We start from the raw sequence: 14,176 nt of genomic DNA, 5'->3' as shown, positions 1-14,176 counted from the left end.
GGACCGGCCTCTCCCCCGCCGGGGCGGGTTACTTCTTCTTGCCCGTGGCGCGGCGCTGCGCGCGGTTCTGCGGCGCTGCCGACGGTGCGGCACCGCCCGCGTTGGGTTGCGTACGCTGACCGAACGCGCCACGCGGCTGCTCGGCGGCCGACGGGGCGGCCGCGGCGGCCGCACGGGCCTGACGCGCCTTGGCGGTGGCCGCCTGCTGCACCTGGCCGCGGTCGTTGCGCACCTCGACGTCACCGGAGTCGCCGGGCGCGGAGTACTCCAGGCCCTGCTGCTCGGGCGCGACGAGACCCTTCGCCTCGACCTGCGCCTCCTGGCCCTCGGTGCGACGCACCTCGACCTCGAGGTTGTAGAGGAAGCCGACCGACTCCTCCTTGATCTGGCCCATCATCGCCTGGAACATCTGGTAGCCCTCGCGCTGGTACTCGATGAGCGGGTCGCGCTGGGCCATCGCCCGCAGGCCGATGCCGTCCTTCAGGTAGTCCATCTCGTAGAGGTGGTCGCGCCAGCGGCGGTCGAGCACCTGCAGCACGACGCGGCGCTCCAGTTCCCGCATGGCGGGGGAACCGAGCTCCTCCTCACGACGGGCGTAGGCGATCTTCGCGTCGGAGAGGATCTCGCGCTTGAGCACCTCGGGGGTGATGCGCCCCTTGTTGCCCGCCTCCGAGACGACCTCGTCGATCGTGACGCCGACCGGGTAGAGCGTCTTCAGCTCGGTCCACAGCGCGTCGAAGTCCCAGCTCTCGTTGTGACCGGAGCCGGTGTGGTCGTCGATGACGGAGCCGATGGCGTCTTCGATGAAGTGCGCCACGCGGTCGGAGAGGTCATCGCCTTCGAGCATGTGCCGGCGGTCGGCGTAGATCGCCTCGCGCTGACGGTTGAGCACGTCGTCGTACTTGAGCACGTTCTTGCGGATCTCGGCGTTGCGCGCCTCGACCTGCGACTGGGCGCTCTTGATCGCCCGCGACACCATGGTCGACTCGATCGCGACGTCGTCGGGGAAGTTGGTGCGCGCCAGGATCGCCTCGGCGGCGCCGGACTGGAACAGGCGCATGAGGTCGTCGGTCAGCGACAGGTAGAAGCGGCTCTCGCCGGGGTCGCCCTGACGGCCCGAGCGGCCGCGCAGCTGGTTGTCGATGCGGCGCGATTCGTGACGCTCGGTGCCCAGCACATACAGACCGCCGGCCTCGACGACCTTGACGGCCTCTTCGGCGACGGTGTCACGCACGGCCTCGTAGACGGTGTCCCACTCGGCTTCGTACTCCTCGGGCGTCTCGACGGGATCGAGGCCCTTGGCCTTCATCTCCTGCACGGCGAGGAACTCGGCGTTTCCGCCGAGCATGATGTCGGTACCGCGGCCGGCCATGTTCGTGGCCACGGTGACGGCGCCCAGGCGCCCGGCGCGCGCGACGATCTCGGCCTCGCGTGCGTGGTTCTTCGCGTTGAGCACCTCGTGCTTGACGCCCTTCTTCGCGAGGAGGCGCGAGAGGTACTCGCTCTTCTCCACGCTCACCGTGCCCACGAGCACGGGCTGGCCGAGGGCGTGCCGCTCGGCGATGTCCTCGACGACCTGCGCGAACTTGGCCTGCTCGTTCTTGTAGACGAGGTCGGGCTGGTCCTTGCGGATCATCGGCTTGTTCGTCGGGATGGGGACGACGCCGAGCTTGTAGGTGGACATGAACTCCGCCGCCTCGGTCTCGGCGGTACCGGTCATGCCGGCGAGCTTGTCGTACAGGCGGAAGTAGTTCTGCAGCGTGACGGTCGCGAGCGTCTGGTTCTCGGCCTTGACCGGCACGCCCTCCTTCGCCTCGATCGCCTGGTGGATGCCTTCGTTGTAGCGGCGCCCGACCAGGATGCGGCCGGTGTGCTCGTCGACGATCATGACCTCGTCGTTCATCACGACGTAGTCCGCGTCGCGCTTGAACAGCGCGAGGGCCTTGATGGAGTTGTTGAGGAAGGAGATGAGCGGGGTGTTGGCCGACTCGTACAGGTTCTCGATGCCGAGGTAGTCCTCGACCTTCTCGATACCGGGCTCCAGCACGCCGATGGTGCGCTTCTTCTCGTCGACTTCGTAGTCCACGCCCGCCTCGAGGGTCTTGGCGATCTTCGCGAACTCGACGAACCAGCGGTTCGCCTCACCCGACGACGGGCCGGAGATGATGAGCGGGGTGCGCGCCTCGTCGATGAGGATCGAGTCGACCTCATCGACGATCGCGAAGAAGTGACCACGCTGCACGAGGTCGTCCTTGCGCCAGGCCATGTTGTCGCGCAGGTAGTCGAAGCCGAACTCGTTGTTGGTGCCGTACGTGATGTCGGCGGCGTACTGCTGACGGCGCACCTCGGGGTTCTGACCCGAGACGATGGTGCCGGTGGTCATGCCGAGGGCGCGGTAGACGCGGCCCATGAGCTCGGCCTGGTAGGACGCCAGGTAGTCGTTGACCGTGATGACGTGCACGCCCTTGCCGGCGATGGCGTTGAGGTACACGGGGAGGGCGGCGGTGAGGGTCTTGCCCTCACCGGTCTTCATCTCGGCGATGTTGCCCAGGTGCAGTGCCGCGCCACCCATGACCTGCACGTCGTAGGGACGCTGGCCGAGGGTGCGCTTGGCGGCCTCACGCACGGCGGCGAACGCCTCGGGCATGAGGTGGTCCAGCGTCTCGCCGGCCTCGTAGCGGGCGCGCAGCTCCGCGGTCTCGCCGCGCAGTTCCTCGTCGGTCAGCTGCGCGTAGTCCTCTTCGAGGGCGCCCACGGCCTTGACGACCTGCTGCAGGCGCCGCAGCACCCGCCCCTCGCCGGCGCGGAGCAGTTTCTCGAGAGGGTTGGCCACGGGGCATCTCCATCTATGGGTCGGGCACGGTTGCGCCTGCGCCCTCACGCTCGGGCGCGCGGGCATACACCGCCATGTTATCGGCCCGTGACCTCAGCGTCGCCTGTGGGGCGATTCCCAGCCGCTCGCCCTGAGCGAACCGGCGGTCGCCGGGGGGTCACGGCTCTAGGATCGTGACATGGCTGGATTCTGGGGCAAACGCAAGCGCGAGCAGCTGGAACTGCAGGAGCAGGACGCGGACCTGGCCCGCCGTGCCGGCGCGGCGCTGGTCGCCACCGACGAGCGACTGCGGGTCACGACGGACGAACTGGTCTTCGCGGATGCCGAGCTCGGCACGGAGGCGACCCAGGAACTGCGCGAAGCGCTCACCGCCGTCCGTCACCACCTCGGCGAGGCGTTCCACCTCAACCAGCTGAATCACGACGACATCCCCGACACCCTCGAGGAGCTGCGCACCCGCAACGCCCGCATCGTGCAGCTGTGCGAGTGGGCCGACGAGCTGCTCGACGACCGCACCAGCTCGCTGGAGGCACGCATCGAGCGCGCCCGGCGCGCCCCCGAGATCCTCGCCGGCATCCGTGCCGACGTCGATCGGCTCACCGCCCGCGTCCCCACCGCCCGCGCCGTGGTGGAGCGCGTCGCCCAGCGCTACGCCCCCGAGGCCGTGCAGCGCATCGCCGGCAACCCCGACGAGGCCGCCGGGCTGCTCGAATTCGCCGCACACGGCGCGGAGGTCGCCGAGCGGCGCAGGGCGGCCGGCGAACGCGGGCCCGCGAACCTGGCGCTGGAGACGGCGACCGAGGCGGTGCGTCGCGCCGGCACCCTGCTGGACGCCGTCGACGACTTCGAGGTCGAAGCCCTCCGCGCCCAGTCGACGCTCGCCGCCGTCGTCGCCGATTCCCGTGAAGACATCGTCGAGGCCCGCAATGCTCCGCAGGTGCCGGCCGTGACGGCGGCGGTCGCCGAGCTCGAGCGCGCGCTGACGAGCCTGACCCCTGCCGGCGGCAAGGCCGACCCCTTCGCAGAGCTCACCGTGCTGCGTGAGAAGAACTCTGCACTGGATGCCGTCATCGCCAAGGCCCGCGAGCGCGCCGCGCGGCCGGTCCCGGCCGAGGCGCACGTGCGTCACGCCGTCGACGACGCCGACCGCCAGCTCTCGGTGGCCCGTTCGGTCATCGCCGGTCACCGCGGCTGGATCGGCGCCGATGCCCGCACGCGGCTGGCCGAGGCCGAGAGCCTCCGGCTGGCGCTGGCCCCCGTCATCGCGGCCGCCGCGATCCCCGAGGACGACCGGGAGAAGGCGATGGCCGACGCGCGCCGCTGCGGTCAGCTCGCCTCGGAGGCGCTGCAATTCGCCCAGCGCGACATCGACTCGTCCCGCCCGAACGACCCGGGCTGGGGACAGCAGGGCGGTTGGGGCGGCGGCCGCGGCGGCGGTCAGGGCGGCAACAACATCATGGGCGGCATCCTGGGAGGCCTCGTCATCGGGAGCCTCCTGGACGGCATGTTCGACTGACCCCGTCCGACACCGCACGACGTGAAAAGCGGATGCCGCGTGGATTCCTCCACGCGGCATCCGCTTTCGCATAGGCGCTACGACGCGAGCTTCGCGGCAGGCGGCGCCTGGGTCGCGAGCGAGATCACACCGTAGTCCCAGCCCTTGCGCCGGTACACGACGCTGGGCTGGTCGGAGCGGGCATCGATGAACAGGAAGAAGTCGTGGCCGACCAGCTCCATGCGGTCGACCGCTTCTTCGACGGTCATCCACTCCGCCTCGAAGTTCTTCGTGCGGATGACGACCGGGGTGTACTCGGGTTCTTCCGCGGTGCCCGTCTGGACGGGGATCGCGCCGGTTGCGACGGCGTCGATCATGTCGACGGATGCCGGCTGCACGTCGATCCCCTCGAGCGCGCCGTTCGCCTTCTTGAACGTCGCCCCCCGCGGGTGGTCGCGCGCATCGAGGCGCTTCTCCTTCGCCCGGCGCAGCTGTTCGGCGAGCTTGTCGACCGCCAGATCCAGCGCGGTGAACTTGTCGCCGTCGGTGGCCTCGGCCCGCACGAGCGGACCCTTGCCCGTGAGCGTCAACTCGACGGTCTCGTCCTCGACTCGACCGTTGTGGTACGCCCGGTGGGTCACCTTGACATCGAGCCGCTGGGCCCGGGGAGCGAGGTGTTCTACACGGAGGGCCTTCTCTTCGACCACGGTGCGGAATCGGTCTGTGATCCCCACACCCACGCCGACGATACTGGTATCCATCCTTGACCTCCTTGTTCCGGTCCGCCCGGCCAAGGGCGGACCATCAGTCGCCTTGTCCCTTCAACGCTACTGCGCTGGACCGCTGATGTCACTTCGACGCGGCATGTCGTCGGCTCGGCGTGGCGGCCAGGGTGGCCGCGCCCACCACGACGGCCCCCGCCGCCCGCAGCGCCCGCACCGCTTCGGTCAGTGTGGCGCCGGTCGTCACGACGTCGTCCACGACGACGACGCGCGCACCCGCCGCCGCGTCGCGGGCCCGCATGCTGCCCGCGACGTTGGCCACGCGCGCCTCGCGCGGCAGCCCGCGCTGGTCGGCGGTGGCGCGCACGGTCTGCAGTAAGGGCTCGGGCACCAGCCCGGCCCGACGGCACACCAGCTCCACCGGCCGGTAGCCCCGGCGCCGCATCGCCGCGCGCGAGGTGGGCACGGCCACCACGACGGCGCCGGATCCGGTCGACCCCACGGCCGCAGCGAGGGCGGGTGCCAGAGCCGCCGCGAGCCCCGTGCGACCGTCCTCCTTGAACGCCCGCACGACGCGGGCGACGACGCCGTCGAACACCAGCGCGCTGTGCACGTCGAGGGTGCCGACGCGGCGCACGGCGACGAGAGGCTCCAGCCTCGCCCGGCATGACGGGCACAGTGCCGCATCGGGCAGATCGCACCCCGCGCACCACACCGGGAAGGCGAGCGCGAGTGCCGCGGCGAGCGCGTCGCGCAGCGGCGTGGCGGACATGCGTCCCAGTGTCGCCTCCCGGAGGCGCCCCCGCGCGGGGAGCGAACGCCTCCGGGGCGCAGCGCGACGATCCCGGCCCTGTGCAGGAGGCGGCGTCAGCGGGCCGTGCCCTGCACCGTGCCGAGCACCCGGATGCCGGTGGCGCTGGTCCCCCAATTCGTCCCGCGCCGCACGTACAGCGTCCCCTGGTCGTCCAGCAGCCTCACGTCGGAGACCTGGTTGGTGGGCGCGATGGCGGTGGTGCCGGCCGGCGCGCTGATGACGGCGCCCGCGCCTCCCACGGTCTGCTCCACGATGCGCGCGTCGCCGGCGACGTCGACGACGATGCCGAGATGGGTGGCATCCAGCCAGCCGACGTCCGCGCCCACGCCCGGCAGCGTCGCCAGCACGTGCGGCACGCCGAGTTCGACCGGGACCCCGCCGTCGCGGATGATGCCCGCCACCCAGATCGCCGGCTGCCCGCCGTCGACGACGGCCGCCGCCACCCGGGTGCCGTCGCGGGAGACGGTCATGGCGGTGATCCTCGTGGCCTCCGGCCATGCGCCGGCGACGTCGACCGCCTCGCCCTGCGGCCCGAACGCCCGCACCGCGGTGGGCGTGGCAGCAGGCACGCTCCACACCCAGCCGCCGGTGTCGATCGACGGGGCGACGAGGTCGCCGCGGGCGTCCACGTCGCCCCAGCCGTTCGCGGTGTCGACGCGGGCGACGGCGCCGGTGCCGCGCAGCACCGCCGCAGCATCCTGATCGGCGGCGACCTGCACCGCGACGGCGCCGGCATCCACGATGGCCTCCGACAGCGCGAGAGGTTCCAGTCCGTCGCCGGTGAGGTAGCCGAAGCCCTCGTCGTTGAGCACGAGGGCCTGCGGGGGCACCCGCGTGGAGATCGTGGGGATCACCGACGCCGCCAGCGGCTGCCCGTCGACGGTCAGCTGCACGGTGGTCACCCCGGCCCCCGCGAGGCTCTCCACGAGCTGCGTCTGCAACCGGTCGAGCGTCGTGCGGTCCAGATCCAGCGCGCCCGCGGTGAGCTCGACACGCGCTGTGCCGTCGTCCTGCACCGGCACGGTGCGGGCGGCGAGGGTGACATCCCCCGGCACGGCGCTGGCCACCGCCCCCGCCAGCCACGGGCTCGGCGCCCCTTCCAGCAGGGCGCTGGCCACACTCGTGGCGGGGTTGGTGGTCGTGAACCACCGCACGTCGGGGACGAGGTAGTTCCACGTCGGGTCGAAGTAGGCCAGCGCATAGCTGCGGAAGACGACATCGAACCAGGAGTCGTCCAGCACGATGCCGTCGGGCGCCTCGCTGATGCGCCACTGGCCGTCCTCCTGCGCGAGCCGGAAGGGCAGCCCCAGTTCGGCGCCGTTGACGTCGTTGTAGGCGCCGGCCTCGTCGACGACCGCGTCGGCGGTGACGTTGAGGGTGATGGCGTCCTCGGCGCTCTCGATGTACTCGCGGTCGGCGAAGTCGTCGACGGTCACCCCCGCGAACGGATTCCACACCTCCCGGGCATCGGTCGTGAGGTACTCCCGCGCGGTGGCCCACTCGCCGCGCGTGCCGGAGCCGGCGCGGATGAACCCCTCCACGATCTCGCGGGGGGTCGCCCCCGGCTGCGGCGGATCGGCGACGAAGGAGATGTCCGGGGGCCGCGTGTCGTCGTCCAGCGCCATCCCGGGGTTCACGGGCCCCGTGGTGGGAAGGCCCGCACAGGCGGACAGCACCAGAGCGGATGCCGTCGCCATGACGACGGCGACGATGCGGGTGGGACTTCTCATCGCTTCTCCCTCCGGTCGCCCTGCGGGATCTCGATCGGCTGCGTGAGGCCCAGCGAGTCGAGCGCGCCGTCCTCGCCGGGGTCGGCCGGGATGGGCGAGGTCCCGTCGAAGTCGGTGCCCTGTCGCGGGATGGTCAGCACGAAGTGGGTGCCGCGGCCGAGCGCGGACCACACCGCCAGGGTGCCGCCGTGCAGTCGCGCGTCGCCGAGGGCGATCGAGAGGCCGAGGCCGGTGCCGCCGATCGTGCGTCGACGCGACGGGTCGGCGCGCCAGAAGCGGTCGAACACCCGCTCGGCGTCGGAGGCGGTCATGCCCAGGCCGTAGTCGCGCACGCCGAGGGCCACGGCGCGCTGGTCGCTGTCGACGGTCACGACGATCGGGCGACCCTCACCGTGCTCGATGGCGTTGCCGAGCAGGTTGCGCACGATGCGGCGCACCCGGCGCGGGTCCATCTCCACCGGCGAGTAGCCGCCGGGCGCGATGAGGCGCACATCGGTGCCGTGCTGGTCCGCGAGCTGCTGCATGGAGGCGATGACGTCCTCCGCCAGCTGCGCCATGCTGGTCGGCTCGCTCTCCAGCTGCACCGAACCGGCGTCGTAGCGGCTGATCTCCAGCAGGTCGGTCAGCAGCGTCTCGAACCGCTGCACCTGCGCGTGGAGCAGCTCCGCCGCCCTGGCGGTGGTGGGGTCGAACGCCTCGCGCTGGTCATTGAGCATGTCGGAGGCGAGCCGGATGGTCGTCAGCGGTGTGCGCAGCTCGTGCGAGACATCGGAGACGAACCTCTGCTGCACGAGCGACAGGTCGGCCAGGTCCTTGATCTGCGATTCGATGCTGTCGGCCATCGCGTTGAACGAGCGGGCCAGCGTCGCCAGCTCGTCGTCGCCGCGCACCTGCAGGCGGACGCCGAGCTCACCGTTGGCCAGACGCGCACTGGTCTCCGCGGCCTCCGCGATGGGGCTCGTCACCGAGCGGAGCACGACCCAGGAGATGCCGCCGATGAGCATCACCAGCGCCGCCCCCACGATCCACAGCGTCACCTGCACGAACGAGAGCGTCTGGGCGGCGTCGGCGAGGTCGTAGCCGAAGTACAGCTCGTACGCGCCGGCCTCCGGCACCTCCAGCTGCTGGCCGACGATGATGCCCGGCACCGTGCCACCGTCGCCGTCGGGGAGGGCCGAGGACTGCCACCACTGCAGGTCGCCGGTGTCGCGCACCGATGCGCGCAGGCCCGGCGAGAGCAGATCCTCGGTGAGCCCGCCCGTCGTGAACCCCTGCGGGGCCAGGGGCGAGGTGGTGTCGGTGCGCAGCGCCGCCGTCATGTCGGTGGCCGCCTGCCGGGCGACGGTGCTGACGTTGACCAGCAGGTTGTCCACCGCGACGGCGTCGCCCTCCACCTCGGCGGAATCCAACGTCGCCTGGGCGGTCTGGGTGGTGCGGGCGGCATCGCCCAGGACCTGCTCCAGACGGGACTGGAAAAGGTCGTTCTGGATCGCCAGCGCCATGAACACGAACGCCGCGAGCACCGCGAGCGCGGTCAGTCCGAGCGTGAGCAGCACGGTGCGGAACCGCAGCGACCCGCGCCACGCGCGCGTGACCTCTTCGGGCCAGCGCCGCCAGTCGCGCAGTCGAGCGGTGACGCGTCGTGACGCGTTCGCGGTGGACAAGACCCGCCTCAGACCACCGCGCCGGCGCGGTAGCCGACGCCGCGCACCGTCGTGACGATCTTGGGGTTGTCGGGGTCGAGCTCGACCTTCGCGCGCAGTCGCTGAACGTGGACGTTCACCAGGCGCGTGTCCGCCTTGTAGTGGTAGCCCCACACCTGCTCGAGCAGCATCTCGCGCGAGAACACCTGCTGCGGCTTCGCGGCGAGGGCGACGAGCAGCTCGAACTCCAGCGGGGTGAGGCTGATCACCTCGTCGGCGCGGCGCACCTCGTGCGCGGCGACGTCGACGCTGAGGTCCCCGATGCGCAGCGTGTCGCCCGAGGACTGCGCAGCGGGGCGCAGGCGGGTGCGGATGCGCGCGACCAGCTCCTTGGGGTTGAAGGGCTTGACGATGTAGTCGTCGGCGCCCGACTCCAGGCCACGGACGACGTCGGCGGTGTCGGTGCGCGCGGTGAGCATGATGATCGGCACGCCCGATTCGGCGCGGATGCGGGTGCAGATCTCGATGCCGTCCATGCCGGGGAGCATCAGGTCCAGCAGAACGAGCTCGGGGCGTTCGGCGCGCCACACGTCCACGGCCGCCGCGCCGTCGGCGCAGAAGACGGTGTCGAAGCCTTCGGTGCGCAGAACGATGCCGATCATCTCGGCCAGCGCGGTGTCGTCGTCGACCACCAGGATGCGTGAGGTCATGGGTACGTGCTCGTCCTCCGGGTTCCCCAGCCCGCGCGCAAGGCGGTGGGGCTCCGCCCAGAGTAGCCGACGCCACCGGCCGGACGCCGCATCACGGCCCTGCCGCGCCGGGGCATCCGCGCCATATGACACGATAGTGACCACCTCAGCCGCACAGGGAGAGTCATGACCGCGTATCCGGCCTGGACACCTGCCGCCCGCCCAGGGATCATTCCGCTGCGTCCGCTGTCGTTCGGGACGATTCTGGGCCGCTCCTTCTCGGCACTGCGGCAGAACCCGCGGGTGCTGCTCGGATTCGCCGTCGGCGTGCAGTCGGTCGCGACGTTCATCGGGACCGCCGCGATCGTCGCGGTCACCGTCGCCGCCTACCTCCGCCTCGACACGCTGCGCCCCGGGACGCCGGAGTTCGACGAGGTGGCGGCCGGTTCCATCGCCGTCAGCCTCATCGCGGCGGTCGTCATCAGCCTGGCGCTGGGCACACTGGGCGTGCTCGTGCAGGGCGTCGTGGTGAGCGAAGTCGCCCACGCCGCCGTCGCGGAGAAGCTCACCCTCGGCGCACTGTGGGCACGGGTCAAGCCCGTCGCCTGGCGTCTCATCGGGTACACGCTGCTGGTGACCCTCGTGGTGCTGGTGGGCATCGCGCTGGTCGTGGTCGGCATCATCGCCCTGTGGGCGGCCGCACCCGCCGGCGGCATCGCACTGACGATCGCCGTCGTGCTGGCAGCCATCCCGCTCGGGCTGTGGCTCACGGTGAAGCTGCTGCTGGCCCCGGCCGCCATCATCCTCGAGGGCGCGACGATCACCGGCGCGATCGGGCGGTCGTGGCGACTCACGCGCGGTCGGTTCTGGTCGACTCTCGGGATCGTCGTGATCATCGCCACCGTCTTCGGCACGGTCGCGCAGCTGGTGAGCATCCCGTTCTCGTTCGCGACGACCGCGATCTCCACGGTCTTCGCCCCGACCGGCGAGCCGCAGACCGGTGCGATCGTCGCGCTCATCGTGGGCGGGGTGCTCACCCAGATCATCACGGTGCTGCTGCAGACGGTCGCCCTGATCGCGCAGTCCACGGCGACCTCGCTCATCTACATCGACTGCCGCATGCGTCACGAGGGCCTCGACCAGGATCTGCTGACGTACGTCGAGCAGCGGGATGCCGGCGTGCGCGAGCTCGCCGATCCCTACCGGCTGCACATCGGCCGCGTCGCAGGGCCCCGTGCGCCGCTGCCCCACCCCGGCTACGGATATCCCCCGCCGCCCGGCCCCGACGGTTACCCGGGATACCCGGGATACCCGGGATACCCCGGCTACCCCGGGTACTCCGGCTCCCCCGTGCCGCCGCAGGCGTACGTGCCGCAGCAGGTGCCCGATGGTGCTGGTGCTGCTCCGCCCGAGCGGACCACCCCGTGGGTGCAGCCCTGACCGTGGCCGCACCCCTGATCCCCGATGCCGACGAGGCGCGCGAGTGGGCCGAGCGCGAGCTGGCCGACCGCGTCTACGAGATTGCGCAGCCGACGCCGCTGGACCGCTTCGCGCACGCCGTCGGCCAGTTCTTCGAGGATCTGTTCACCAGGGCGCTCCCCGCAGCGTGGGGTCCGTGGCTGGCGGTGCTGGTCACCGTCGTCATCGTCGGCGTGGTCGTCGTCGCGATCCTGGTGTGGGGTCTCCCGCGCGCCTCGGGCCGCTCCCGCGGCGGCGCCGAGCTGTTCGGGGGCGTCCAGCGCCGCACGGCCGCCGAGCTGCGCGCCGCGGCCCGCGACCATGCCGCCCGCGGCGACTGGGATGCCGCGATCACCGAGCGTTTCCGGGCGCTTGCCACCGGGCTCGGCGAACGCGGCGTCGTCGACGCCCTCCCCGGCGCCACGGTGCACGCCTTCGCCCGCGACGCCGCCGCGGCCTTCCCGGCATGCGCCGAAGACCTCGAACGGGCGGCGACCGCGTTCGACGACGTCCGCTACCTCCGCCGCCCCGGCACCGCCGAGCTGTACGCGCAGGTCGCCGCCGTCGACGACACCGTCGCCACCACCGCGCCCCGCCGCGCCGACCTCGCCCCCGCCGTCCCGTGACCGCGCCGGCAGCGATCGACCCCGCCACCCGCCGCAGACGCATGGGCGGCTGGGCCGTGATCTGCGGCGCGCTGATCCTGATCGGCGCGGGCTCGGCGGCGCTGCTGAGTCTCGGCGAATGGACCCAGCGCGAGGGGCTCGACCCCGCGTCGGCGGGCCCCGGCGGTGCCCGCGCGCTGGTCGAGGTGCTCCGCGACCAGGGGCTGACCGTCGACGTCGCGCGCGACCGCGCAGCCGCCGAGCGCGCGGTCGCCGCGGGAGAGGCGACCCTCGTGATCGGCGACACGACACCGCTGGACGACGCCACCCTCGCCGAGGTCGCGCTGCTGGCCGACGACGTCGTGCTCGTCGACCCGCGCTCCCGGGACCTGCGCCTGCTCGTCGACGGTTCCACCGCCGCCGGTGTCGGCGACGGTGAGCTCGCCGAACCCGACTGCACGCTGCCCGGCGCCGAGCGCGCGGGCGGCATCCTGCCGGGCGCCGTCTTCCACGGCGGGCCCGGGGTCACCGCGTGCTACCCCTCCGGCGAGGGGCACGCGCTGCTGGTGACCGCGCAGGGCGAGCGGAGCCTGGCCGCCCTCGACGCCGTCGACCTGTTCTCCAACGCCCACCTCACCGACGACGGCAACGCCGCCCTCGCCGCCAACCTGCTGGGCGCGCACCCCCGCGTCGTCTGGTACCTGCCCTCGCTCGGCGACGGCGCGCTCTCGGACACGTCGCCGACGCTGGGGGCCCTCACCCCCGGCTGGGTCACCCCCGCACTGGTCGTCCTCGCCGCCGCCGGTGTGGCCGCCGCGCTGTGGCGCGCCCGCCGGTTCGGGCCGCTGGTGACCGAGAACCTGCCGGTCACGGTGCGGGCGGCGGAGACCACCGAGGGCCGTGCGCGCCTGTACGCCCGCTCCCGCGACACCGTCCACGTCGCCGACCAGCTGCGCTACGGCACGCTCGATCGCCTCGCCCGCGACCTGGGGCTCGGCCCCACCGCGGCGGCGGACGAGACCGCCGACGCCGCAGCGGCGCGCCTGGGCCTGGACCGCGGCCGCGTCCGCGGCATCTTGATCGATGACAGACCCACCACCGACGCCGAGCTCGTCCGGCTCGCCGATGCCCTGCAGCACCTCGAGACGGCTGTCCGTCTCGCCGTCCGACCCGGGAGGAACCCGCAGTGACCGACGCCGAAACCGCATCGCCCGCCCCCGCAGCCGCAGCCGGCGACGACGCCCTGCGCGACGCCATGAACCGGGTGCGCCTGGAGGTGGGCAAAGCCGTCGTCGGGCAGGACGGGGCGATCACGGGGCTGCTCATCGCGCTCCTCGCCCGCGGCCACGTGCTGCTGGAGGGCGTGCCCGGGGTGGCCAAGACGCTGCTGGTGCGCTCGTTCAGCCGCGCGATCGGCCTCGACACCAAGCGCGTGCAGTTCACCCCCGACCTCATGCCCGGCGACGTCTCGGGCTCCCTCATCTACGACGCCCGCTCCGGGGAGTTCGAGTTCCGCCCCGGGCCGGTGTTCACCCACGTGCTGCTGGCGGACGAGATCAACCGCACGCCCCCGAAGACCCAGGCGGCACTACTGGAGGCCATGGAGGAGCGGCAGGTCTCCGCCGACGGCGTCACCCGGCCGCTTCCCGACCCGTTCCTCGTCGCCGCGACGCAGAACCCCATCGAGCACGAAGGCACCTACTCGCTGCCCGAGGCGCAGCTGGACAGGTTCCTGCTGAAGATCGTCATCGACGTCCCCGCGCGCGACGCGGAGCTCGCCGTGCTCCGCCGCCACGCCGACGGGTTCAGGCCCGGCGATCTGCAGGCGGCGGGGATCTCCGCCGTGGTCGGTGCGGCGGAGATCCGTGCCGCGCAGCAAGCGGCGGCATCCGTTGCGGTCTCGGATGATGTGCTGGCCTATGTCGTCGACCTCGCCCGGGCCACGCGGCAGGCCCCGTCGGTGGCACTGGGGGCGAGCCCGCGCGCGGCGACCGCGCTGCTGGCCGCGGCGAAGGTGTGGGCGTGGCTGCTGGGCTACCCCGCCATCACTCCCGACCACGTGCAGGCCATGCTCGTGCCCACGTGGCGGCACCGGCTGCGGCTGCGGCCGGAAGCCGAGATCGAGGGGGTCTCGGTCGAGGCGATCCTCACCTCCGTGCTGCAGCAGACCCCCGTCCCGAAGTAGAC

General features: G+C 72.3%; 11 protein-coding genes. 5 read left to right on the top strand and 6 right to left on the bottom strand.

Annotated features, from left to right (window positions below; all coding sequences use genetic code 11):
- Positions 1 to 28: 28 nt before the first annotated feature.
- Positions 29 to 2,833, bottom strand: a complete 2,805-nt coding sequence (gene secA, locus ACFVR6_RS13605; RefSeq protein WP_386963918.1) for a preprotein translocase subunit SecA — start codon at positions 2,831 to 2,833, stop codon at positions 29 to 31.
- 178 nt (positions 2,834 to 3,011) lie between these two features.
- Here secA and ACFVR6_RS13600 point away from each other — a divergent pair, with 178 nt between their 5' ends.
- The gene (locus ACFVR6_RS13600; protein WP_386963916.1) at positions 3,012 to 4,349 is read left to right on the top strand and encodes a hypothetical protein; all 1,338 of its coding nucleotides are present in this window, start codon (positions 3,012 to 3,014) and stop codon (positions 4,347 to 4,349) included.
- Positions 4,350 to 4,426: 77 nt separating this feature from the next.
- On the opposite strand, the gene hpf is transcribed toward ACFVR6_RS13600, so the two are convergent.
- The 5 genes from hpf to mtrA form a co-directional block, all read right to left on the bottom strand.
- Positions 4,427 to 5,089, bottom strand: a complete 663-nt coding sequence (hpf, locus tag ACFVR6_RS13595) for a ribosome hibernation-promoting factor, HPF/YfiA family (RefSeq protein ID WP_386963914.1) — start codon at positions 5,087 to 5,089, stop codon at positions 4,427 to 4,429.
- A gap of 88 nt (positions 5,090 to 5,177) precedes the next feature.
- Positions 5,178 to 5,822, bottom strand: coding sequence for a ComF family protein (locus ACFVR6_RS13590; protein WP_386963912.1), 645 nt, complete (start codon positions 5,820 to 5,822; stop codon positions 5,178 to 5,180).
- 95 nt (positions 5,823 to 5,917) lie between these two features.
- Positions 5,918 to 7,594, bottom strand: a complete 1,677-nt coding sequence (locus ACFVR6_RS13585; RefSeq protein WP_386963910.1) for a GerMN domain-containing protein — start codon at positions 7,592 to 7,594, stop codon at positions 5,918 to 5,920.
- The gene (mtrB, locus tag ACFVR6_RS13580; RefSeq protein WP_386963909.1) at positions 7,591 to 9,258 is read right to left on the bottom strand and encodes an MtrAB system histidine kinase MtrB; all 1,668 of its coding nucleotides are present in this window, start codon (positions 9,256 to 9,258) and stop codon (positions 7,591 to 7,593) included. Before mtrB ends, ACFVR6_RS13585 begins: the two co-directional genes overlap by 4 nt.
- Before the next feature lie 8 nt (positions 9,259 to 9,266).
- Positions 9,267 to 9,947 carry an MtrAB system response regulator MtrA gene (mtrA, locus tag ACFVR6_RS13575; protein ID WP_386963907.1) on the bottom strand — a complete coding sequence of 227 codons (681 nt, stop codon included), beginning with the start codon at positions 9,945 to 9,947 and terminating at the stop codon, positions 9,267 to 9,269.
- Between the two features lie 165 nt (positions 9,948 to 10,112).
- Here mtrA and ACFVR6_RS13570 point away from each other — a divergent pair, with 165 nt between their 5' ends.
- From ACFVR6_RS13570 to ACFVR6_RS13555, 4 genes are all read left to right on the top strand, one after another.
- On the top strand, positions 10,113 to 11,366 hold the full coding sequence (locus ACFVR6_RS13570; RefSeq protein WP_386963905.1) for a glycerophosphoryl diester phosphodiesterase membrane domain-containing protein: 1,254 nt from the start codon (positions 10,113 to 10,115) through the stop codon (positions 11,364 to 11,366).
- On the top strand, positions 11,351 to 12,010 hold the full coding sequence (locus ACFVR6_RS13565) for a DUF4129 domain-containing protein (RefSeq protein WP_386963903.1): 660 nt from the start codon (positions 11,351 to 11,353) through the stop codon (positions 12,008 to 12,010). The genes ACFVR6_RS13570 and ACFVR6_RS13565 overlap by 16 nt, the downstream gene beginning before the upstream one ends.
- Positions 12,007 to 13,179 (top strand): DUF4350 domain-containing protein, encoded by a 1,173-nt coding sequence (locus ACFVR6_RS13560; protein WP_386963901.1) that lies wholly within the window; start codon positions 12,007 to 12,009, stop codon positions 13,177 to 13,179. Before ACFVR6_RS13565 ends, ACFVR6_RS13560 begins: the two co-directional genes overlap by 4 nt.
- Before the next feature lie 65 nt (positions 13,180 to 13,244).
- The gene (locus tag ACFVR6_RS13555; protein WP_386964350.1) at positions 13,245 to 14,174 is read left to right on the top strand and encodes an AAA family ATPase; all 930 of its coding nucleotides are present in this window, start codon (positions 13,245 to 13,247) and stop codon (positions 14,172 to 14,174) included.
- Positions 14,175 to 14,176 lie beyond the last annotated feature (2 nt).

Source organism: Microbacterium sp. NPDC058021 (assembly GCF_042885955.1).
Taxonomy (GTDB): domain Bacteria; phylum Actinomycetota; class Actinomycetes; order Actinomycetales; family Microbacteriaceae; genus Microbacterium.
This window is presented reverse-complemented; position numbering and strand designations above follow the sequence as displayed.

Bases quoted from the DNA above. Each gene is read 5' to 3' on its own strand.
- mtrA (WP_386963907.1), bottom strand. From the start codon at position 9,947: ATGACCTCACGCATCCTGGTGGTCGACGACGACACCGCGCTGGCCGAG.
- hpf (WP_386963914.1), bottom strand. From the start codon at position 5,089: ATGGATACCAGTATCGTCGGCGTGGGTGTGGGGATCACAGACCGATTC.
- ACFVR6_RS13570 (WP_386963905.1), top strand. From the start codon at position 10,113: ATGACCGCGTATCCGGCCTGGACACCTGCCGCCCGCCCAGGGATCATT.
- ACFVR6_RS13590 (WP_386963912.1), bottom strand. From the start codon at position 5,822: ATGTCCGCCACGCCGCTGCGCGACGCGCTCGCCGCGGCACTCGCGCTC.
- ACFVR6_RS13555 (WP_386964350.1), top strand. From the start codon at position 13,245: ATGAACCGGGTGCGCCTGGAGGTGGGCAAAGCCGTCGTCGGGCAGGAC.
- ACFVR6_RS13585 (WP_386963910.1), bottom strand. From the start codon at position 7,594: ATGAGAAGTCCCACCCGCATCGTCGCCGTCGTCATGGCGACGGCATCC.
- ACFVR6_RS13600 (WP_386963916.1), top strand. From the start codon at position 3,012: ATGGCTGGATTCTGGGGCAAACGCAAGCGCGAGCAGCTGGAACTGCAG.